The organism is Archangium violaceum (assembly GCF_016887565.1).
Lineage (GTDB): Bacteria > Myxococcota > Myxococcia > Myxococcales > Myxococcaceae > Archangium > Archangium violaceum_B.
In genome coordinates this window covers 12,706,254-12,727,288 of the sequence record NZ_CP069396.1, presented here as the reverse complement: position 1 = coordinate 12,727,288, position 21,035 = coordinate 12,706,254, and the positions used below count along the sequence as shown (strand labels likewise).

Below are 21,035 nucleotides of genomic sequence, written 5' to 3'. Positions count from 1 at the left end.
CACGCGCACCCCGCGCCAACGTCGGCCCCGTGAGGTAGGGTGTCGCGCGTGAAACCTTCGACGAACACGACTCCCCGTTGGATGCTGTACGGCGCCACCGGCTACACCGGCGTCCTCATCGCCGAGGAGGCGGTGCGCCGCGGACACAAGCCGGTGCTCGCCGGCCGCTCCCGCGAGAAGCTCGCGCCCCTGGCCTCGCGGCTCGGCCTGGACATGGTGGCGGTGAGCCTCGATGACGCGCGCGGCCTGGTGTCCGCCCTGGAGGGCCTCCCGCTCGTGGTGCATGCCGCCGGCCCCTTCGTGCACACCAGCGAGCCCATGGTGCAGGCCTGCCTCGCCGCGGGCGCGCACTACCTCGACATCACCGGGGAGATTCCCGTCTTCGAGAACACCTTCCGCCATGACGCCGAGGCGAAGGGCCGCGGCGTGGTGTTGATGTCCGGCGTGGGCTTCGACGTGGTGCCCACCGACTGTCTCGCCCGCCATGTGGCGGAGAAGCTCCCCGGAGCGCACGAGCTGGACCTGGCCATCGGCGGCGTCGCCCATGCGAGCGCCGGCACCGCCAAGTCCATGCTGGAGGCCCTGCCCACCGGTGCGGCCGTGCGCCGCGGGGGCCACCTCCAACCCTGGCCCATGGGCCAGGGCGTGCGCCGGGTGCGCTTCTCGGACCGTGAGCGCACCGCCATCCCCATCCCCTGGGGCGACCTGGTGACGGCGTGGCACTCCACCGGCATTCCCAACATCACCACCTACATGGCGCAGCCCGCCATCGCGGCCCGCACGCTGCGCTATGCCTTCCCCGTCCTCCAGCGCGTGCTGGCGGCGGAGCCGGTGCGCCAGCGGGTGGCGAAGCTCATCGAGACACGGGTGCAAGGGCCGGACGAGTCCCTGCGCCAGCGGGCCCGCGCCCAGGTCTGGGCCCAGGCGCGCTCGCCGGACGGGCGGCAGGCGGAGGCGTGGTTGGAGACGCCCGAGGCCTACGCCTTCACCGCCAGTGCCGTGGTGCGCTCGGTGGAGGAGGTGCTGGCGGGCGAGCGGCGGGGTGCCTTCACGCCAGCCCAGGCCTTCGGGGCCGACTTCGTCCTCTCCATCGAGGGGGTCCACCGCATGGAGTCGTACTCGTAGGGGTTTCCAGGACAGGAGCTGGCTACCCGACAGGCGGGGAGGCGCGGAGGCGCACCTGTAGGGTTTTCGCCACCCCCGCCTTCCGGGGTGGTGCCGGGGGGGTGCTCGCGCGCCGGGAGAGCGCATCCGGTATCCTGCGGCCCTCACGGCGGATGTCCCCCGTCGTGCCAGGAGCGTGGGCCGCCCCGGTCCACGGAGGAAGGAGAGTCATGTCCAGGCGTTGCACGCCCCCAGCGGCCGCACGTGGAGTCATCCCGGGCCGAGTCGTTGGCGGGAGGCGGGGACCATGACGTTCAAGCAGAAGGCCGCGCTCCTGCCGGTGGTGGCCACCGTCTTCCTCCTCGCCATCCTCGGCCTCTCCCTGGCGATCAGCCGGGACGCGGCGCGGCTGGGCCAGCGCATCGCCGAGGGGTATGCCCCCGCGCTCGCCTCGGTGCGGAGCCTGGAGGGCCTGGTGTCCTCGCTGCGGTGGGATCTGCGGGACGCGTACTCGGCCCGGGACCCGGAGCGGCTGGCGTCGATGCGCGAGCTGGCGAAGTCCTTCGAGGAGACGCTGGCGCGCGAGGCGGGCAACCCCGTGCTGGAGGAGTCCCGGCGCCAGACGCTGCGAGAGGCCTTCGGTGCCTTCTGGACGCAAGGGCAGCGGGCGGTGGAGCTGGCGGCGCGGCAGGACGCGGGAGCGGAGGACGCCTTCCAGCAGGCGCTGGTGCGTCACTCGACGTTGCAGCAGTTGCTGTTGGGCACGGGCGAGTGGGCCCAGGGAGCGCTGCGCTCCTCCTTCGAGGAGATGGCCCAGCTGCAGCAGCGGCGGCAGCGGTGGACGACCACGCTGGTGGTGCTGTGCATCCTGTCGCTGGCGGGGCTCTCGTCCTGGCTGGCGCGGGGCGTGGTGGGGCCGCTTACCCGGCTGACGGAGGTGACCACGCGCATCGCCACCGAGGGAGACCTCACGCAGCGCATCGACGTGCACTCCGAGGACGAGCTCGGTCAGCTGGCGCGGGGCATCGAGGCGCTGGTGACGCGGCTGCGCACGGTGCCGCTGACGTTGCAGGGGGTGGTGGTGGAGCTGACGCAGGCGACGAAGCGGCTCACCGAGGCGAGCCAGGGACAGTTGAACTTCCTCAGCCACCAGTCGCGGAGCCTGTCCGAGGCGGGCACGACGATGAGTGAGATCGCCCAGACGTCGAACCTGGCGGCGAGCCGCGCGGAGATGGTGCTGAGGGTGGCGGCGCAGGCGGACCAGTTCAGCACCTCGGGGCGGCAGTCCATCGAGAGCAGCGCGCAGGGGTTGCAGCAGCTGCGGGCGCGGGTGGAGGCGCTGATGCGCAGCGTGGCGCACCTGTCGGAGCAGGCGGCGCGCGCCGGGGAGATCATCGGCAGCGTGCGCGACCTGGCGGACCAGTCGAACGTGCTGGCGCTCAACGCCTCCATCGAGGCGGCGCGCGCGGGCGAGGAGGGGCGCAGCTTCGCGGTGGTGGCGCGGGAGATGCGGGCGCTCAGTGGCCAGTCGGTGCAGAGCACGCAGCGCATCGGGAAGATCCTCCTGGAGATCAACCAGGCCATCCGGCGCGCGGTGTCCATCGCCGAGCAGGACAGCCAGGAGATGGAGGCGGGAATCACCCAGGTGCTCACGTCGGCGGACAAGCTGCGGGAGATCACCACGGTGGTGCACGAGAGCAGCCAGGCGGCCAAGCAGATCGTCGCGTCGGTGACGCAGCAGAACGCGGGCATCGCGCAGATGACGGACGTGATGACCACGCTGTCGCAGATGATGGGCGACGTGGTGGAGTCGACGATGAGCGCGGAGGAGGCGGTGGTGCAGGTGAACGCGACGCTCGAGCGGCTGAAGCAGGTGGTCTCCAGCTTCCGCGTCTAGGTCAGGAGAGGGCGCCCATGCGCGACAGGATCGGGGTCATGGCCGCGACGCCCGTGCTGGGCCTGTTGCTCTCGTGCGCGGCGGGCTCCGCGAGCCCGGGCGGGAGCTCGCTCCAGGTGTCTCGCGCTCTGTCCGTCGAGCCCCTGATGTGCTCGAGCTGTACCGGCGACATCGCCCGGATGGAGCGGGCGCGCGAGGTCATCGAGGACGCGGCGACCTTCCGCAAGGCGTTCCTCGACTCCGCCCATGAAGGGACGGAGGTGCCCGAGGTCGACTTCTCGCGGTTCGTCGTCGTCGCCGTGTGGATGGGACAGCAGTCGAACTGCGGCTCGGAGATATCCATCACCGGCGCGAGGGAGACCGGGAGCCAGGTGGAGGTCGACGTGAGGACCACCCTCTCAGGGAACTGCCCCTCGGCCGATGCGATCTCCTACCCCTTCTGCTTCGTCAGGGTGGAGCGGGTGGCCAAACCCTATGTCTTCCAGGAGAAGACCGAGACGCGCGTCTGCGAGTGAGCACGTCTGCTCGTTTTCGTGAGCCGGACGCGCCGGATTGAGCTAACCAGCGGGCATGTCCACACGTCCCTCGCCCAGCTGGAATGTCTTGCCGCACGGACCCTTGGAGCAACTCTCCGAGAACCTCTGGCGCGTGGAGGGCTCGCTGCCCAACATGTCCCTCAAGCGGGTGATGACCGTGGTGCGCCGGGACGACGGGACGCTGGTCATCCACAACGCCATCGCCCTGGAAGAGCCCCTCCAGCGCCAGCTGGAAGCGTTGGGGCCTCTCACCTCGCTCATCGTGCCCAGTGGGGTCCACCGGTTGGATGCCCCGGCCTACAAGCAGCGCTACCCCTCCCTTCAGGTCTTCGCGCCTTCGGGCGGGCGCCTCAAGGTGGAGGAGAAGGTGCCGGTGGATGGCACCTATGAGGACTTCCCCCACGGCGAGGACGTGTGGCTGGAGATGCTGCACGGAATCAAGGACCAGGAGGGGGCGATGCTGGTGCGGTCCAGGGATGGCACCTCGCTCGTGCTGAATGACGCGGTCTTCAACATGGACCGCAAGCGCGATGTGCTGGGCTTCCTCTTCACCACGGTGCTGGGCTCCGCACCGGGGCCCCGGGTGTCCCGCCTCTCGAAGTTGCTCCTCGTCAAGGAGCCACGGGCGCTGCGGGCCGACCTCGAGCGCTATGCCGCCCTGCCGGGGCTCGTGCGCCTGATCGTCTCGCACGAGAAGGTCGCCTCCGGGAGCGACGCCTCCCAGGCCCTGCGCCAGGCGGCGACCTACCTCCGTTGACGTCGCGTCAACCCCGCCGCTCCGAGCCGGACCGTCCCCAGCCACCGCGAGACAAAAGCGCCCAGGGCAGAGCCACGGCGCCCACCATTCCCACGAGTCCCAACCAGGGCCAGGGAGTCGCCAGGAGCGGGGTGAAGCGCTCGCGCACCGACGCGGGCATCTGCTTCGCGACCATGAAGCACGCCGTGCCAAGCACGAACCCGCCGAACCCCTTGCGCAGCGAGCCTGGAGAGACGCGGCCCGCGAGCCGTCCACCGAGGAAGCTGCCCGCGATGGCGGTGGCGAGCACGGCGGTGGTGAGCCCCCACGGCAGGTCCACGTGCCCCAGGTGTCCGAGCAGCCCCGCGGCGCATTGGAGCGAGATGACGACGAGCGAGGTCGCCATGGCGATGGGCGTGGGCAGCCCCACCAGCACGAGCGCGGGCACGATGAGGAAGCCGCCTCCCGCGCCCACCAGTCCCGACAGCACCCCCACGGCGGCTCCCTGGGCCAGCACGCGCGGCACGGGCAGTCGTACGGGTTCGTCCGCGGGCACATCGCTCGGGGGCGGGGTCTCCTTGCGCCGCAGCATGGCTACGGCGGCGGCGAGCATGACGGCGGCGAAGAGGAGCAGCAGGACGCCCGAGGGGAGGAACCGGGCCACGCGCCCGCCGAGGAAGGCCCCCAACATGCCCCCGGCGCCGAAGACGAGGGCGGTGCGCCAGCGCACCCGGCCCGCGCGAGCGTGCATCACGGCGGCCGAGGCACTGGTGAGGCCCACCACCACCAGGGACATGGCGATGGCCGTCTTCGGCTCGACGCCGAGGATGTAGACCAGCAGGGGCACGGTGAGGATGGAGCCGCCGCCGCCCAGCAGTCCCAGCAACACGCCGATGAGCAGCGAGGCGGCGATGCCGAGCGCCATCATTTGGCGCGGACCTCCGGGCGGGCCACGGCGAGCCGGTCGCGGCACTCGCGCAGCACCCGGTCCAGAGCGCCGGGGTCCTTTGCCGCCACCTGGCCGGCCATCTGCATCAGCTCGAGCACCGAGAGGAGCCGCGCGTGCTGGCCGCCGTGCGTCTCGAGCAGCACGTGCGGGGACGAGGCGGGCGTGGTTCCTCCCTGCTCCCGCATCCATGCGAGCAGCTCGTCGAGCACGTCCGGCACGCCGAGGGCGGGAGGGGGCGCGGCCCGGACCGCGGGCAGTTCCGCCTCGTTCCACGCGAGCATCCCCCCGCGCATGTTCATCACCCGGTTGAAGCCCCGGCGCGCGAGCTGCGCGGCGGCCTTCGCCGAGCGGCCCCCGGAGCGGCACACCATCACCAGCTCCGAGTCCCGAGGCCAGTTGCCGGCCTTCTCCTCCACCATCCGCAGGGGCACGAGCTCCGCTCCCGTGATGTGGCCCAGGAGGCCGTCGAACTCGGACGGCTCGCGCACGTCCACCAGCCGGACCTCGGCATGCCACATCGCGACGGTGCCCACGTCCACGTCCCGGTAGCCATCCGCGTGAGGGGTGCCCTTCTCGTACAAGGCGCTCATCGGGTGTCCTCCCATGTTCCGGTGGGTCACGCCTGGGCCTGGGGCGCGGGTTTGCCGCACGAGCGGTTGGCGGGCACCGCCACGTCGAGCTTCTTGGGCGGGGCCAGCTTGCGGTTGTTCATGAACTCGATGAACGCCTCGCGGCTCCGGCCCGCGAACCTCGGGTTGTGGCGCTTCTCCTCGCCAATCGTGCTCATCGTCAGGCCCGCGTAGTCGTGGCCCGGGTACACCTCGGTGTCGTCGGGGAGGGTGAAGAGCTTTCCGGTGATGGAGTCGTAGAGCTGGCCCGCGTTGCCGTTCTGGAAGTCGGTGCGGCCACAGGCGCGGATGAGCAGCGCGTCTCCGGTGAAGAGCTTGTTGCCCACCCGGAAGCTCAGGCTGTCATCGGTGTGCCCCGGCGTGGCGAGCACCTGGATGCTCAGGCCTCCCAGTGTCAGCACGTCTCCATCCTTCACCTGCTGGTCCACGCACGGCGCTCCCGAGGGACTGGCCGCCACCCGCGCTCCCGTCAGCTCGCGCAGCTTGCCTGCCCCGGTGACGTGGTCCGCGTGCACGTGCGTCTCCAGCACCCGCGTCAGCTTCAGGCCCAGCTCCGTTACCACCTTCAGGTCCCGCTCCACCTGCTCCAGCACCGGATCGATGAGCGCCGCCTCGTGCGTGGTCTCGTCTCCGATGAGATAGGTGTACGTCCACGTCTCCTGGTCGAACAGCTGTCGGAAGAGCATCTCGAGGGCCCTCCACCGTCGGGTTTGGGATTCTCCCGAGGCGGATTGCGAGCACCGTGCCAGCGCACCCCTCTCCCTCTGGGAGAGGGGACGGGGGTGAGGGTTTTCCCTCTGCCGCGGTGGGCTCCTGATGGGAGCACGGTGTGCGCGGATGTTCTGGGTAGACCCTCACCCTGGCCCTCTCCCAGAGGGAGAGGGGATGCCCGCTGAAACACCGGGTGACAGTCCTTGAAACACCCTGAAACGCTTCAGCGCTTCGCGGTGTCTCCCGCCGCCTTGAGACGGCGCCAGAGCGTGACTCGGCTGATGCCCAGCATCCGCGCGGCGACCGTGTGGTTGCCTCCCGCCCTCGCCAGGACGGCTCGGAGCTCGGCCAGGTCGTGGCCGTCTCCCGAGGGCCGGGGCGGGACTGCTGGGTCCGGAGGTGGGCGAGGCTCGGTGAACTCGGGGGGCAGGTCGGCCTCGTGCAACACCGGGCCCTCACCGATGACGTAGGTGTACTCCATCACGTTGCGCAGCTCGCGCACGTTGCCCGGCCAGCCGTGGGACTCCAGCAGCTGCCGGGCGCCGGGCGAGAAGCGCTCCACCCGGCGCGGGCCGTTCTGCTCCAGCTCGTCGAGGAAGCGCCGCGCCAGTGGGAGGATGTCCCCACGGCGCTCGCGCAGCGGCGGCAGGAAGAGGGGCACCACGCGCAGCCGGTACATCAGGTCCGCGCGAAAGCGGCCCGCCTCCACCTCGCGCCGCAGGGGCCGGTGGGTGGCGGCGACGATGCGCACGTTCACCGGCACCGGCGAGCGCCCTCCCACGGGGATGATGGAGCGCGTCTCCAGCACCCGCAGCATCTTCCCCTGCAGCTCCAGGGGAATCTCCCCCACCTCGTCCAGGAAGAGCGTGCCTCCATCCGCCAGCCGGAAGTGGCCCGGGCTGTCACGCACCGCGCCGGTGAAGGCCCCGCGCACGTGACCGAACAGCTCGCTCTCCAGGAGGCTGGGAGGCAGGGCGGCGCAGTTGATGGCTCGGAAGGGCCCCCTCCGTCTCTCGGAGATGGCGTGCAGCGCGTTGGCCACCAGCTCCTTGCCCGCGCCGGACTCGCCGCGCACCAGCACGCTGGACTCCGTGCGTGCCACCTTCTCCACGATGCGGAAGAGGCGCTTCATCCCCGGATCCCTCGTCCACATGCCGTGGAACGTCTCCTCGCCCTCCGCGACCGCCTCCACCTCCTCCCCCACCAGCACCGCCCACCCGAGCCGCTTCCCCCCTTGATTCAAGGTGACGGCGCGCACCCGCACCCCGCGTGCCCGTCCGCCAGCCTTCAGCATGGCCTCCACCTGCCGGCCGTGTGAGAGCAGTGTCTCGAATCCCCGGGTGCCCTCGGGCAGAGAGAGCACCTCGCCGAGCGGTGTCCCCGGACGGACGGCGGCGAGGCCCAGGCGCGCTTCCGCCTCGGGCGTGGCCGCCGTCACCCGCTGCTGGGCGTCGATGAGGAGCACGGGACCCGCCAGGGCCTCCAGGGCGGGGAGCACCAGCGGAGAAGAGGAGGGCGGGGGGCGCGAGGCGGGCATGGGCGGACAGGGTGAAGCACGGTGTTTCACCCCGTTTCATAACCGCTCCCGGCCTGAAACGCCTCCCCGAGGGCCGCTACGCGCGCCCGCGCAGCATCAGTTGCCAGTAGAGCCGCGGCAACCCGTACTTCTTGAGCAGCCACATGTCATGCCGCTCCTTGAGGGTATCGATGAGCGGGATGCTGGGCGTGGGCTTGCCGTCGTAGTCGAACTCGGCGAGCAGCAGCCGGCCGTAGCCGGTGGTGAGCGGGCAGGAGGCGTAACCGTCGTACTTCGCGGTGGGGGCCCGGCCGGCCATGACGGCGAGCAGGTTCTCCACCAGCACGGGGGCCTGTTTGCGGATGGCGGCGCCGGTGCGCGAGGTGGGCAGATCCGACGCGTCCCCCAACGCGAACACCTCCGGATGGTCCGGGTGCTGTAGCGTGTACTTGTTCGCCTTCACCCAGCCCTTCGTGCCTCCGTCCTGCCAGGCCAGGGGGCTGCGCTTGATGAAGTCCGGCGCGCTCTGCGGCGGGCACACGTGGAGGATGTCGTAGGGAACGACCACCTCCGACGAGCCGCCGTCCGCCAGCGTCTGTTTGAAGACGGCCTCGTTCCTGTCCCCGCGTACCTCGACCAGGTCGTGCTGGAAGCACGTGTCGATGCCGTAGCGCTTCACCACCTGCTCGAGCACCGCGGCGAACTCCTTCACGCCGAAGATGGCCTTGCCCGCCGAGGCGAAGATGACCTTCGAGGCCTCGAGGAGGCCCCGCTTCCGGAAGTGGTCCGCGGCCAGGTACATGATCTTCTGCGGCGCGCCCGCGCACTTCACCGGCGTGGCCGGGTGCGTGAAGAGGGCGGTGCCTCCCTGGAAGCCGCGGATCATCTCCCACGTCTTGGGCGCGTAGCGCACGTCGTAGTTGCTGGAGACGTTGGGCCGCTGCTCCAGCGCCTCGCGCAGGCCCTTCACCTTGTCCCAGTCGAGCTGGATGCCGGGCGCCACCACGAGGAAGTCATAGCCGATCCGCTTGCCCCCCCGGGTGCTCACCACCCGGGCGATTGGATCCACCTCCTCCGCCCAGTCGCGAATCCACGTCACGCCCTTGGGGATGTAGTGGGCCTCGTCGCGGATGGTGTCCTCGACGCGGGCCTCGCCCGCGCCCACCAGCGTCCAGAGTGGCTGGTAGTAGTGGTGCGTGCTGGGCTCCAGCACCGCCACGTCCTTCTGCCCGGCGTGCGCCAGGCGCGCCGCCACGCTGATGCCGGCCGTGCCTCCTCCGATGATGAGCACCCGGTGCCGCTCGGTGCCCGGCTCCCGCGCCACTGGCACCATCGCCGGATCCTTGCAGACGTGCGGAGTCATCGCCTCGCTCATCTCTTCCTCCCGCCCCATCCGGGGCACTCGTGGCTCTCGAACCCTCAACGGTGTCCCCGCCATGGAGACATGAACACCCGGCGAGAGGTTGCAGGCCGCGTGCCACTGTTCGGCGCAAGGCGGTCGGAGTGTTGGTGGGCGATGTTTCCCGCTGGGAATGTTTCACGGTGTTTCACCGCGCGCCGGCGCGGTTCCGGGCCAGGGGGGCGGTCGGGCAGTCTCCGTCCTCACGGCTCCCGTGAGGGCTCTCCACTTCGAGGGGGGGTGCACGCGGGGTGCGTTGGGGGGGCTCGGAGATGAGCAGGGATGGCTTTGAGGTGTCCGTGGAGGAGGGCCAACACACGGGGTCTGGCGGGTCCCTCCTCGAGGAGGCCGGGTCCGAGGACTCGTTCCTGAGGCAGGTGCTCGTCGCCGAGCCGAAGCACCGGTTGCCGGAGCCCGGAGAGCGGCTCGGGGGGCTGGATGGCCGCCGGTACAGCGTCCTGGACTGGATGGGGAGCGGCGGGATGGGGCAGGTGTTTCGCGCGCGCGACGAGGTGCTGCACCGCGAGGTGGCGCTCAAGTTCCTCCTCTCCCGCTCGGGCCAGGAGGAGGATGCGCTGCGGGAAGCGCGGGCGGTGGCCAGGCTGGACCACGAGAACATCGTCCGCATCTTCGACGTGTGCGAGTGGCACGGCGCCTCCGAGGGACCGGGCCTTCCCTTCCTCGTGATGGAGTGTCTGGAGGGCGAGTCGCTCGCCGCGCTGTTGACGCGGGGGCCGCTGGATGTCGGGCGCGCGTTGGACATCCTGGAGGGCATCACCACGGGCCTGGCGCACGCGCACGAGCGGCACCTCGTCCACCGAGACCTCAAGCCCAGCAACGTCTTCCTCACGCGGCAGGGCGGGGTGAAGCTGCTCGACTTCGGCCTGTCGCACCTCACGCTGGCCAGTGCCGGGGTTGCCCCGCACCTGCCCTCCTCGGGAACGCCGGCCTACATGGCGCCGGAGCAGTGGCGGGGCGAGCCCCAGGACGCGCGCACCGATGTCTGGGCGGCGGGCGCGGTGCTCCACGAGATGCTCACCGGAGGGCTGCTCCACGCGAGTGACACGCTCGCCGGCCTGCGCACCTGGGTGACCTCGCCCGAGCCGGTTCCCCCGGTGCGGACGTGCCGGCCGGAGGTGCCTCGGGAGGTGGAGGCGCTGCTGGCCACGGCCCTGGCCAAGGAGCCGTCGCGGCGCTTCCGCTCGGCGCTGGAGCTGCGCGAGGAGCTGCTCGAGCTGAGGGCCCGGCTCCGCCCCGAGGGCGAGTCGCCGCGGACCGCCTCGCCCGAGCGCCGGCAGGTGACGCTGGTGGCCATCCTCCTCTCGGGACTCGCCCAGGGCAACGAGCCGCTCGACGCCGAGGACGTGGGCGAGCTGGAGACGGCCTTCCACGGCGCCTGCGCGGAGGTCATCGAGCGGCATGGCGGCTCCGTGACGCTGTCGATGGGAGGCGAGGTGCTCGCGTGCTTCGGCCATTCGCGAGGGCGGGAGGACGACTCGGAGCGCGCGGTGCGCGCGGGGCTGGTCCTCACCCGGGAGCTGCGGGACACCCTGCGGCGCGCGCTGCCGCACCTGCCGCTCGCGGGCCTGTCGGTGCGGGGCGGCATCCACACGGACCTGATGGCGGTGGGAACGCGTGCGCTACAGGGCGAGGCGCCGAAGGTGGCCGCGTGGCTCTCGCGCCTGGCGGAGCCCGGGGGCGTCGTCCTCGGCGAGACGTCCTGGAAGCTCGTGCGCGGGGCCTTCGAAACCGAGCCGCTCGGCTCCCATCCCTTCGAGAGGCTGTCGGGGCCGGTGCGTCTCGAGGTCCACCGCGTGCTGCGCGAGCGGGAGGCGGACTCGCGATTCGCCCGGGCGCTCGGGGCCGGGCGCCTGTCGCCCCTGGTGGGACGGGAGTGGGAGCTGGGGCGGCTCGCGGCGCTGTGGGAGGAGGCCCGGCGCGGGCGGGGCGCCTTCGTGCTGGTGAGCGGCGAGGCCGGGCTCGGCAAGTCCCGCCTCATCCAGGAGTTGTGTGAGCGGGTGGCTCCCGAGTCACCCCTGCTGCTGCGCGTGCAGTGCTGGTCCCGGTTCAGCACCCATGCCCTGCACCCCGTCATCGATCTGCTCCAGAGCGTGGCGTGCTTCGATCCCGGGGAGTCCCCGCCGTGGCGCATGCGCGAGCTGGAGGAGCGGTGCCGGGCGATGGAGCTGTCCCGGGAGGACACGCACCTGCTGGGGCTGTTGCTGGCGCTGCCCGTGCCCGAGGACTCGCCCGTCCTCCAGCTCACGCCCGAGGAGCGCAAGGAGAAGACCTTCGAGGCGCTGGTCCGCGTCATGTTGCCCGGTGCCCGCTGCCAGGCGCCGACGCTGCTGGTGGTGGAGGACCTGCACTGGGCCGACTCCACCCTGCTGGAGTTCCTGGGCTTCCTCCTGGAGCGCGCGGGTGCGGCGCGGCTCCTCGTCGTGCTCAGCGCCCGTCCGGAGCTCCAGCCGCACTGGCCCCGGAAGCCCTGGCTCCACTGGCTCGTCCTGGAGCGGCTGCCGGCCGGGCTCGCGGCGCTCCTGGCGAAGGAGGTGGCCCGGGAGCGGGCGCTGCCAGAGGAGACGGTGCAACGGTTGGTGAGCAGGACGGACGGCATCCCGCTCTTCATCGAGGAGATGACGCGCATGGTGCTGGAGGGCGGAGCGGAGGCGTCCATCCCCGTCACCCTGCACGAGCTGTTGCTGGCGCGGTTGGATCTGCTGCCCTCGCGCCAGAAGGCCCTGGCGCAGCTGTGCGCGGTGGTGGGGCGGGACTTCTCACGGGCCCTGTTGGCGGCGCTGATGGAGCGGGAGGACACCCCACTGGAACGCGAGCTCCTGGGGTTGATGGAGGCGGGGTTGCTCCAGGAGGAGGCGGGGGCGGGCGGCGAGCCCGGGTACCGGTTCCGGCACGCGCTCATCCAGGAGGCGGCGTGGCAATCCCTGCCACGCCACATCCGCAGGCAGCACCACCGGCACATCGCGCGGGTCCTGGAGGAGCGCTTCCCCGACGTGGGGAAGACGCGGCCGCAGGTGCTCGCCCAGCATTATATGGAAGCGGGCGAGGCCGGTCCGGCCATCCGCTACGGTTTCCGGGCTGGACAGCTGGCCAACCAGCGCTCGGCGTTCGTGGAGGCGAAGCACCAGCTCGAACAGGCGCGCAAGCTGCTGCCGTACCTGACGGATACCCGCCAGCGCGCGCGTGAGGAGCTGCACCTGCTGAGCACGCTGTTCATCTCGCTGGCGCACCTGCATGGCGTCGACTCGCCCGAGCTGGGAGGGCTCTTCTCGCGGATCCGCGAGCTCTTCAAACAGCTGGGCGAGGAGCTGCCCCGAACGGAGCTGTCCTACTGGGCGCTGCTGGCCTTCGCGTATGCGCGGGCGGAGTTCGACCTGGTGCGGGAGCTGGCGGGCATGCTCGTGGACGAGGGAGAGCGCCAGCACAGCCCGGAGCTGAGCTCGGTGGGCCACCGGATGATGGCCACCTGCCTCTTCACCTGGGGACAGCCGAGGGCGGCCCGGAAGCACGTCGAGCTCGCCGTGGCCGCGGTGCCGCTGGAGCTCGAGCAGCTCCAGCGGATGGCCATGCATCACGGATGCGAACCGAGGACGTCGGCGCTGGCCTTCGCGTCCGTCATCGAGTCCGTGCTCGGCGAGTGCGAGTTGGCCCGTCGACATGGCGGCGAAGCGCTGGAGCTGGCCGGACGCGTCGGTCATCTCCATACCCAGGCGTATGCGATGATCTACGTCGCCCTGTCCTGTCAGATCCGCCACGACGTGCGGGATTGCCTGGAGTGGGCGGAGCGGGCCGCCGAGCTCTCCCGGGAGAACGATTACAAGGTCTGGCGGGCCTGGGCGATGATCCTCACGGGATGGTGCTGGTCCCAGCAGGGACGCGCCCAGGAGGGATGCGAGCTCATCCGTGAGGCGCTCGTGCTCTGGAGGGGACTGGGGCTTCGAGGGGGGATGGCCTACAACCTGGGACTGTTGGCGGAGAGCCTCTGGCGGCTGGGTCGAGGACGGGAGGGGCTGAAGGCAGCGAACGAGGCGCTGGAGGTGATGGAGACCCTGGGGGAGCACGCCGGTGAGCCAGAGCTGCACCGCTTGCGGGGAGAGCTGCTGCGGTTGGACGGGAGGGAGCACGAGGCGAGGCGGGCCTTCCTCCATGCCCTTGAGGTCGCGCGCCATGAAGGGAGCGGGCTGCTGGAGCTGCGCGCGGTGGTGAGCCTGAGCCGCCAGCTGCGGGACCAGGGCCGGTGGAAGGTGGCGAGGCGTCTGCTGTCGCGAGCCCATGCGCGGTCCGAGGCGGGCGGGGATTCGGTCGACCTGCGGGAGGCGCGGACGCTCCTGGAGACACTCCAGGCAGGCAGGCCGGGACTGGCGCCCCGGGACGGAGGGGGACCGAGGAGGTGAGGGGCCGGGCGGGCTCGCTCCAGGCTTCTCGAAAGCAGGGGAGGTTGTCCTCCTGACGCGGCGTGCCGAGAGTTCACTACACGGAGGTGAGCTCTCTTGGGAATGTTGCTGGACGGAGAGTGGCGTACGGACTGGTACGCCCCGGACGAGGCCGGACGCTTCGTGCGTCCAAGAACGCGCTTTCATGACAGGGTCTCCGCGAGTGGGGAAGGACGCTTCCCGGCGGAGGCGGGCCGCTATCACCTGTATGTCTCGTATGCCTGCCCATGGGCGTCGCGCACGCTCATCATCCGCAAGCTGAAGGGGCTGGAGGGGGCGGTGGGCGTCACGGTGGCGGATCCTCGGATGGGGCGCGACGGGTGGAAGTTCGGGGGCTGCTACCCGCGCGCGAACGAGGACAAGCTCAACGGCACGCACTACTTGCGTGAGCTGTACCAGCGGGCGGATGCGCACTACTCGGGACGGGTGACGGTGCCGATCCTCTGGGACGCGCGTGAGCGGACCATCGTGAACAACGAGTCGCGCGAGCTGTTGCGGATGCTGGACACGGAGTTCGACGCATTCGCCGAGCACCCGGTGACGCTGTGGCCGGAGGAGCTGCGCGAGCAGGTGGACGCCACCATCGACGCGCTCTACGAGCCGGTGAACAACGGGGTCTATAAGGCGGGCTTCGCGACGAGCCAGGGGGCGTACGAGCTGGCGTGCCGGGAGCTGTTCACGGCATTGGAGCACTGGGAGGGGGTGCTGGACCGGCAGCGCTACCTATGCGGGGAGGTGCTCACGGAGGCGGACATCTGCTTCTACACGACGCTGGTGCGCTTCGACCTCGTCTACTACTCGCATTTCAAGTGCAACCTGTCGCGGCTACAGGACTACCCCAACCTGTGGAACTACCTGCTGGACCTGTACCAGACACCGGGTTTCGCGGAGACGACGAACGTCGACCACATCAAGGTGCACTATTACTGGAGCCAGGACACGGTGAACCCGTCGCGAATCATTCCGATGGGGCCGGCGGTGGACCTGTTGGCGCCGCACAACCGGGACCGGCTGGGACCGCGGATGTTGGCACCGGCACCGGGAATCACACGTCACTGAGCCACATCCCCTCTCCCTCTGGGAGAGGGACGGGGTGAGGGTATAGAGAATCACGGTTTCCCCCTCGAGGGCCGCGTGTCAGGCGGGCACTGGAGTCAGGACAGGACCTTGGAGCGGAGGTCCGGGAAGACCTTGCCGACCTTGCCGAGTAGGTAGTCGCCGTAGGTGCCACGGAATGCGTGGACACTCTGGCCGTCCCAGCGCTCGGCCCGGTCATCGAGGGTGGAGACACCGTGGAGGGCAGGGGCGTCGATCGGATGGATCTCCGTGGTCCAGCCCGGGTCGAAGAAGAACGGAAGCGACAGGCGGTCACGCCCGGAGCGGTTCAGCACCCGGTGCGGCGTCGAGCGGTACACGCCACGGGTCATGCGGTCGAGCATGTCGCCGATGTTGCACACGAACGAGCCGGGAACGGGCGGGGCCTCCACCCAGCGCACCTCGCCCCCCGCGCGTGATTTGACCTGGAGGCCGCCGGCATCGTCCTGCTTGAGGATGGTGAGCACGCCATAGTCCGTGTGTTCGCCGACGCCCCAGACGGGCTGTCCGTCCTCGGCGGTACTGGGACCGGGCGGGTAGTTGAAGATGCGGAAGAGCACGAGCGGATCGCCCGTGTAGCGCGCGGCGAAGTAGTCCTCCTCGAGCTCGAGGCTGAGCGCGATGCCGGACATGAGCGCGTGGCCGAGGCGGGTGAGCGCGGCCATGTAGTCGAGGACGGCCTCGCGCAGGCCCCGTGGCTCCTGGGGGAAGAGGTTGGGGCCGTGGAGCGGTGTGCCGGCGCGGACGAGCGGGTGCTCGGGGCCGAGCTCGGTGCCGAAGTAGAGGCCCTCCTTGCGGTCCGGGCGGCCGGAGGTCAGCTCGCCGCCCACCGGGAAGAAGCCGCGCCAGGCGGGCCCTCCCAGCGCCATGCGGATGGCCATCTTGTCGTCGAGTGGCAGCGCGAAGAAGCGACGGCTCAGCTCCTCGAGTCGGGCCTGGAGTCCCGCGTCGACGCCGTGGCCGACGACGTAGAAGAAGCCGCTCTCGCGACAGGCGGCGCCAATCCGCGCGGCGACGGCGCGGCGCTCGGCGGCGCTCGACGACGGCGTCACGAGCGCGCGGACGTCAATGACCGGGACATGATCGAATCCACCGGCGGCGGGCACTGTGTTCATGTGGCGGGAGTGTATGGGAATTCCATTCCCTCCGCGGCTCCGAACTGGTGCACAGTGTGGAGGTATCCGGGGGGAATACATGGGACGCCTCACCATCCTGTCGACACTGCTGGGCACGAGTCTCGCCACGGCCGCGCGGCGCATGAAGCGAGGACCGCTGCGGCCCGGGTGGAGCTTCAAGTACGAGGCCACCGTGGCCTTCATGAAGGCCACCAACGAGCGCATCGTCCACCTCGACGCGGCCACGCAGCGCGCGGAGATGGAGCGGCTGTCCATTCCCTCTCCCGCGTTGAAGCGCGTGCGGCGCGAGCAGGTGGACGCGGGCGGAGTCCCCGCCGAGTGGTTCATCCCCCGCGAGGGCGCCAGCGAGCACGTGGTGCTGTACCTGCACGGGGGCTCGTACGTCTTCGGCTCCACGCGCACGCACGGGGACCTCATCGCGCGGATTGCGCTCGGCACGGGGGCGAAGGCACTGGGGCTCAACTACCGTCTGGCCCCCGAGCACCCCTTCCCCGCGCCCGTGGAGGACACCGTGGCGGCGTACCGCTGGCTGCTGTCCACCGGGGTGAAGCCGGAGCGGGTGGTGTTCTGCGGGGACTCGGCGGGCGGCGGGCTGGCCATCGCGGCGCAGGTGGCGCTGCGAGACCAGGGCGTGCCGCTGCCGGCGGGCGCCGGGGTCATCGCTCCCTGGGTGGACCTCGAGTGCAGCGGCGAGAGCGTGGAGACGAACGGCCCGTACGACTGGGGCGACAAGCGCATGCTGCTGCACTGGGCGAAGTGGTACCTCGGCGGCGCCAGCCCGAGGGAGCCGCTCGCCTCGCCCTGGTACGCGGACCTGCGGGGCCTGCCGCCGCTGTTCGTCCACGCGGGCTCGGCGGAGCTGCAGTACGACGATGCGCGCCGCATCACCGAGAAGGCGCGGGCCGCCGGCATCCAGGCGCACCTGGAGGTGTGGCCGGAGATGGTCCACAACTTCCAGACCTTCGGCGACGGCTTCCCCGAGGCCGTGCGCGGCACCGCGAAGCTCTGCGAGCACCTCCGGGGACTCCTTCGTGAAGGCGGGCCTCACTCGGGGTAGGCGGGGCCGTTTTTCTCATCCTCCTGCGCTCTGGGAATCGTGCCGCGCGGCGTGGCTCACTGTTGCTCCTCCGACGCGAAGCGCTCGCCGCGCTCGAGAAAGTGCCGAGGGGGGGATTGCCGGGATTGCATGTGTTGCCGATATATCTGGCTGAGAGGGGAGGGCCGGGTGGGTAGGTCCCCGGGGAATCGCGAGGGCAGGGGGCCCTTCGTGCGTTCTGGATTCACGCCCCGTCTGGGAGCCACACCATGTCCCGACATCGAAGCAAGCGCACTCCCTGCGAAGACACCCGCGTCTCCGGCCTGGTCGTCCAACTGCTCACGACCGAGTGGACGAAGGAGGCGCGAGGAGGGCCCGGCGCGCGGACGCGCAACTCGACGCCCCCGGCCCTGGTGCTTCCCAAGGTGATGACCCAGCCCGAGGACGCCCCGTTCCGGCTGCACCACGTCTACTTCTCCGAGCAGCGGAGCTTCCTGCCCCGCCAGTGGACGGACGTGCACAGGGGCAAGCCCTTCGTCGAGGTGGAGGCCTTCCGCGTCGAGCATGCGGACGACGGCGTCCGGGTGTTGCTGGACCACGGCAAGATGGGTCTGCCGGGCTCGCTCGAGTGGAGCGGGGGCGCGCGCGGGCAGCGCCATGAGGCGCTGTTCCACCTGTCTCCTGGCGAGTGGGGGCGAGGCGTCTACAACGAGCGCATCCAGTACTGGGAGACGGGGCACTGGGGCTACTGCAAGCACGTGCTCAACGTCGGGCTCCTGGAGGCCGCGGACCTGGACGTGTTCCTCTCCACGAGGCCCGACCACGAGGCCATCCGCGAGTATCTGTTGCGGCAGGGCGGGCCGGCCGCCCCGGGGTCTCGCTCCGCTCGCCTTCACATCGTGGCTTCGTGAGACGCGGCCGGGGGCTCGGGTGAGGGCACGGGGACGTCTACCCTCACCCCGACCCTCTCCCAGAGGGAGAGGGAGGAGTTGGGAGGTGGGGCGTTACTTCTTGAAGATGCCCTTGAGGCGCTTCTTCGCCTCCTCCTCCGCCCTCTTGCGCGCCGCCTCCGCTTCCTGGCGCGCCTTCTCTTCCAGCTCGCGCTGACGTTTCTCCGCCTCGGCCTTCGCCGCCTCCTTCGCCGCGTCCGTGCCGCCGGTGATGACCTTCCCCACCTCCTTGCCCTTCTCACCCAACAGCTCCGTCGCCGCGCTCGCCGCCGCCATCTTCGCGATCGCCACCGCCGCCGGCTTCACGTCCAGCCCCGTCACCTGCGGGCTCCATGCCTTGCCCGTCAGCTTCAGCGCCAGCGGCACCGGATCCGTCGGCGTCGCCTTGCCCAGCGTCATCTTCTGTATCAGCGGCGGCCCCAGGTTCACCGTCCCCGCCAGGTCCAGCGTTCCGTCCAGCCCGATGCCTCCGTCGAAGCTCATCGCCACCTCCGGCCTCGTCCAGGTGATCGGCTTCGACAGCTGCGCCACTCCGTTCTTGATGGTCACCCCGAACGGCAACTGCTCCGCGAGCTGCGTCATGCCCTCGTCCGTCAGCATCTTGCCCGCGAAGGGCAGCGCCTTCACCAGCGGCGCGGACACCGCGGCCGGAATGTCCATCCCGGAGAACGCTCCGCCCATCAGGTTGCCCTGGATGGCCCCCGCCAGCCGCTGCTTCAGGCTCTCCATCTCGTAGCCCACGCCCGTCAGGTTCAGCTGCCCGTCGAACCGCCCGTCCAGCACCTTGCGCGGCACCCGCTTGGACATCGCCTGCGCCACGTCCATGCCCCGCACCTCCGCCTTCAGCTCGAAGGGCCGTTGCGCCGGCTCGGGCCCCAGCCGCACCGTGCTCCCTCCCGCCGACACCGTGCCGCCGTAGATGCCCGTGGTGAACCGCTCCACCGTGATGAGGTCGTCCACCATCTTCAGCTCGGCCACCATGTTGGACAGATCCATCTCGTTCATCCGCAGCGCGCCAATCTCGAACAGCATGTCTCCGCGCATGCCGTTGAAGCGCTTGGGATCCTGCGGCCCCTCCTCCTCCACGGGCGCGCCGCCGGTCACCGAGGCGATCTCCTCGTCCGTCATCAACAGCTCGTCCGCGTTCAGCCGCGGGCTCTTGAGCGCCAGGGCGAACGTCGTCGTCTGCCTGGCCCCCTGGCCCGCCAGCGCCACCGAGGCCGTCCCCGTCAGCGTGGAGTCCAGCAGCGCCACGTTCAGCCGGCCCAGGTCCACCTTCATCGGCCTCTTGCCGCTCTCCGGCTGGTACGTGCCCGCCGTGTCCACCGTGAACGTCTGCCCCGGCCGCTTGTCCAGCAGCAGCCCCGGCCGCATGTCCACGCCCGTCAGGTCCGCCTTCGCGTCGAAACGCAGCGCGCCTCCGCTGGCCGCGGCGCCGGTGATCCGCGCCGTCACCTGCATGGGCGCTCCCGCCTCCTTGGAGAGCTGCTCGGGGATGTTCAGCCGCACCGGCGTCAGGTCCATCTCCGCCGTCAGCGCCTGCGACTGCTGCGTGCCTCCGCCCCTCACCACCAGCCCGATGGGGCCCGCCACCTGGTTGGCCAGCTGCTTGCGCAGCGGCGGGTAGTACTCGGCCAGCACCGCCGGGTCGAGGTTCTGTCCCACCAGCTCGAAGTCCTGCACCGCGGGCGTCTCGGTGAGCAGCCCCTTCACCTGTCCCTTGCCGGTGAGGCGCGCCGGGCCGAGCTCCATCAGCAGCTTGCGCAGCGTGAGGTCGCCCGTCTTCATGTCGCCCGTCACGTCCGTGTCCAGCACCACGTCGAGCGCCTTGCCGCCCTCGGTTCCCGCGAAGCTCAGGCCCTCCGCGCGCAGCCCGCCCTTGATGTTCGTGGGCCCGTTGCCGCCGGGCACCGCCGCGCCCAGCTCCGCCGTCCAGTCCGCCTGCACCTTGCCCGCCTGCAGTCCCACGTCCGGCCCGAGGAAGGGCCCCAGCGGCGAGATGTCGATGGGCTCCGCCTTCAACACCACGCGCTCGGGCACCGGCGTGAGCGAGGCCGGCAGCGGCGCCGTCTTCACCGTCACGTGCAGGTTCTGCTGCTGCGCCAGCACCGCGGCGTTCAGCGCCACCTCCAGGGGCTGGCCCACGCGCAGGTCCTTCACCTCGATGTCGAGGTCGGAGATGGCCAGCTCCCGCGCCTGGGCCCCGCCGCTCTGGTCGATGAAGCGGATGGTGGCGTCGGTGAGCGCCGCCCGGTCCACGCGCACGCCCGAGAGGTCCGTCGGCGTCTCCTCGGCGGGAGGCTCCTCCTCCTTCGGCTGCTGCCGGGCGAGCTTCTCCTGCAACCGGGAGACATTGGTGGTGCCGTCCGGCAGCCGGACGACGTTGACGGTGAGGCCATTCACCTCGGCGTTCTGGACCTGGATGTCCTTGCCGCGCGAGGTGAGGGCGGGCCAGAGCGCCATGCTCACGTCCACCCGCCTCAGCTCCGTGAGGGGCACCTGCTCACCCTCGGCGGCGCCCACCACCACGTTCTCCACCTTCACGCCCAGGTAGGGGACGAGCTTGGTGGAGATGTCTCCAATCATCACGGGCCGGCCGAGCTGCTGCGAATACTTCGCGGCCTCCGTGCGGGCGGTCTCGAGCAGGAAGGCATCGAGCCGCCACAGGGCGATGGACACGACCAACACCAGGAACAGGACGATGCCGCCCAGGACATAGGGCCAGCGCTTCTTCTTCGGCTGCTGTTCGGACATCTCTCGGTACCTCCTCCAGCGAGCGGGCCTCGGGGGAATGCACCCCGCTCGGGCTGGACAGCGGGCCCACCCTTAGCCCAGTGGGGTATTTCCCGCACGTTCCTCGCGCAGGGGGGCTCGGGGCTGGACGTTGAAG

15 protein-coding genes are annotated in these 21,035 nt (G+C 70.7%); 8 read left to right on the top strand and 7 right to left on the bottom strand.

Annotated features, from left to right (window positions below; genetic code table 11):
* Positions 1-48 precede the first annotated feature (48 nt).
* The 4 genes from JRI60_RS50805 to JRI60_RS50790 all read left to right on the top strand — a co-directional run bounded on the left by JRI60_RS50805 (position 49) and on the right by JRI60_RS50790 (position 4,294).
* Entirely contained in the window at positions 49-1,125 is a 1,077-nt protein-coding gene (locus tag JRI60_RS50805; RefSeq protein WP_204223353.1) for a saccharopine dehydrogenase family protein, read from the top strand.
* Between the two features lie 286 nt (positions 1,126-1,411).
* On the top strand, positions 1,412-3,001 hold the full coding sequence (locus JRI60_RS50800) for a methyl-accepting chemotaxis protein (protein ID WP_204223352.1): 1,590 nt from the start codon (positions 1,412-1,414) through the stop codon (positions 2,999-3,001).
* Between the two features lie 17 nt (positions 3,002-3,018).
* Positions 3,019-3,516, top strand: a complete 498-nt coding sequence (locus tag JRI60_RS50795; protein ID WP_204223351.1) for a protease complex subunit PrcB family protein — start codon at positions 3,019-3,021, stop codon at positions 3,514-3,516.
* Positions 3,517-3,571: 55 nt separating this feature from the next.
* Positions 3,572-4,294: a hypothetical protein gene (locus tag JRI60_RS50790; protein WP_204223350.1), complete on the top strand. Its 723-nt coding sequence runs from the start codon at positions 3,572-3,574 to the stop codon at positions 4,292-4,294.
* Positions 4,295-4,301: 7 nt separating this feature from the next.
* Here JRI60_RS50790 and JRI60_RS50785 read toward each other — a convergent pair whose 3' ends face one another.
* The 5 genes from JRI60_RS50785 to JRI60_RS50765 form a co-directional block, all read right to left on the bottom strand.
* Entirely contained in the window at positions 4,302-5,201 is a 900-nt protein-coding gene (locus JRI60_RS50785; protein WP_204223349.1) for a sulfite exporter TauE/SafE family protein, read from the bottom strand.
* The gene (locus JRI60_RS50780) at positions 5,198-5,812 is read right to left on the bottom strand and encodes a rhodanese-like domain-containing protein (protein ID WP_239470212.1); all 615 of its coding nucleotides are present in this window, start codon (positions 5,810-5,812) and stop codon (positions 5,198-5,200) included. The genes JRI60_RS50785 and JRI60_RS50780 overlap by 4 nt, the downstream gene beginning before the upstream one ends.
* Before the next feature lie 26 nt (positions 5,813-5,838).
* A complete protein-coding gene (locus JRI60_RS50775; protein ID WP_204223348.1) occupies positions 5,839-6,537 on the bottom strand; it encodes an MBL fold metallo-hydrolase in 699 nt (232 codons plus the stop codon).
* A gap of 248 nt (positions 6,538-6,785) precedes the next feature.
* Positions 6,786-8,099 (bottom strand): sigma-54 interaction domain-containing protein, encoded by a 1,314-nt coding sequence (locus JRI60_RS50770; RefSeq protein WP_204223347.1) that lies wholly within the window; start codon positions 8,097-8,099, stop codon positions 6,786-6,788.
* Positions 8,100-8,175: 76 nt separating this feature from the next.
* Positions 8,176-9,453 (bottom strand): NAD(P)/FAD-dependent oxidoreductase, encoded by a 1,278-nt coding sequence (locus tag JRI60_RS50765; protein ID WP_204223346.1) that lies wholly within the window; start codon positions 9,451-9,453, stop codon positions 8,176-8,178.
* A 296-nt stretch (positions 9,454-9,749) separates the two neighbouring features.
* Between JRI60_RS50765 and JRI60_RS54915 the strand changes: the two genes are divergently transcribed.
* Complete coding sequence (locus JRI60_RS54915) at positions 9,750-13,889, top strand: protein kinase domain-containing protein (protein WP_204223345.1); 4,140 nt, start codon at positions 9,750-9,752, stop codon at positions 13,887-13,889.
* 102 nt (positions 13,890-13,991) lie between these two features.
* A complete protein-coding gene (locus JRI60_RS50755; protein ID WP_204223344.1) occupies positions 13,992-14,987 on the top strand; it encodes a glutathione S-transferase family protein in 996 nt (331 codons plus the stop codon).
* A gap of 95 nt (positions 14,988-15,082) precedes the next feature.
* On the opposite strand, the gene JRI60_RS50750 is transcribed toward JRI60_RS50755, so the two are convergent.
* Positions 15,083-16,138, bottom strand: coding sequence for an isopenicillin N synthase family dioxygenase (locus tag JRI60_RS50750; protein ID WP_204223343.1), 1,056 nt, complete (start codon positions 16,136-16,138; stop codon positions 15,083-15,085).
* 79 nt (positions 16,139-16,217) lie between these two features.
* On the opposite strand from JRI60_RS50750, the gene JRI60_RS50745 reads away from it, so the two are divergent.
* Together JRI60_RS50745 and JRI60_RS50740 are read left to right on the top strand one after the other, a co-directional pair.
* Positions 16,218-17,216, top strand: coding sequence for an alpha/beta hydrolase (locus JRI60_RS50745; protein WP_204223342.1), 999 nt, complete (start codon positions 16,218-16,220; stop codon positions 17,214-17,216).
* 248 nt (positions 17,217-17,464) lie between these two features.
* A complete protein-coding gene (locus JRI60_RS50740) occupies positions 17,465-18,106 on the top strand; it encodes a hypothetical protein (RefSeq protein WP_204223341.1) in 642 nt (213 codons plus the stop codon).
* Positions 18,107-18,199: 93 nt separating this feature from the next.
* Here the strand turns inward: JRI60_RS50740 and JRI60_RS50735 are convergent, their stop codons facing one another.
* Positions 18,200-20,899, bottom strand: coding sequence for an AsmA family protein (locus tag JRI60_RS50735; protein ID WP_204223340.1), 2,700 nt, complete (start codon positions 20,897-20,899; stop codon positions 18,200-18,202).
* Between the last annotated feature and the right edge of the window lie 136 nt (positions 20,900-21,035).

What these genes read in the sequence shown, in the direction of transcription:
- JRI60_RS50785 (WP_204223349.1), bottom strand. Translation starts at nt 5,201, where the DNA reads ATGATGGCGCTCGGCATCGCCGCCTCGCTGCTCATCGGCGTGTTGCTG.
- JRI60_RS54915 (WP_204223345.1), top strand. Translation starts at nt 9,750, where the DNA reads ATGAGCAGGGATGGCTTTGAGGTGTCCGTGGAGGAGGGCCAACACACG.
- JRI60_RS50780 (WP_239470212.1), bottom strand. Translation starts at nt 5,812, where the DNA reads ATGAGCGCCTTGTACGAGAAGGGCACCCCTCACGCGGATGGCTACCGG.
- JRI60_RS50770 (WP_204223347.1), bottom strand. Translation starts at nt 8,099, where the DNA reads ATGCCCGCCTCGCGCCCCCCGCCCTCCTCTTCTCCGCTGGTGCTCCCC.
- JRI60_RS50790 (WP_204223350.1), top strand. Translation starts at nt 3,572, where the DNA reads ATGTCCACACGTCCCTCGCCCAGCTGGAATGTCTTGCCGCACGGACCC.
- JRI60_RS50735 (WP_204223340.1), bottom strand. Translation starts at nt 20,899, where the DNA reads ATGTCCGAACAGCAGCCGAAGAAGAAGCGCTGGCCCTATGTCCTGGGC.
- JRI60_RS50775 (WP_204223348.1), bottom strand. Translation starts at nt 6,537, where the DNA reads ATGCTCTTCCGACAGCTGTTCGACCAGGAGACGTGGACGTACACCTAT.
- JRI60_RS50740 (WP_204223341.1), top strand. Translation starts at nt 17,465, where the DNA reads ATGTCCCGACATCGAAGCAAGCGCACTCCCTGCGAAGACACCCGCGTC.
- JRI60_RS50745 (WP_204223342.1), top strand. Translation starts at nt 16,218, where the DNA reads ATGGGACGCCTCACCATCCTGTCGACACTGCTGGGCACGAGTCTCGCC.
- JRI60_RS50800 (WP_204223352.1), top strand. Translation starts at nt 1,412, where the DNA reads ATGACGTTCAAGCAGAAGGCCGCGCTCCTGCCGGTGGTGGCCACCGTC.
- JRI60_RS50750 (WP_204223343.1), bottom strand. Translation starts at nt 16,138, where the DNA reads ATGAACACAGTGCCCGCCGCCGGTGGATTCGATCATGTCCCGGTCATT.
- JRI60_RS50795 (WP_204223351.1), top strand. Translation starts at nt 3,019, where the DNA reads ATGCGCGACAGGATCGGGGTCATGGCCGCGACGCCCGTGCTGGGCCTG.
- JRI60_RS50765 (WP_204223346.1), bottom strand. Translation starts at nt 9,453, where the DNA reads ATGAGCGAGGCGATGACTCCGCACGTCTGCAAGGATCCGGCGATGGTG.
- JRI60_RS50755 (WP_204223344.1), top strand. Translation starts at nt 13,992, where the DNA reads ATGTTGCTGGACGGAGAGTGGCGTACGGACTGGTACGCCCCGGACGAG.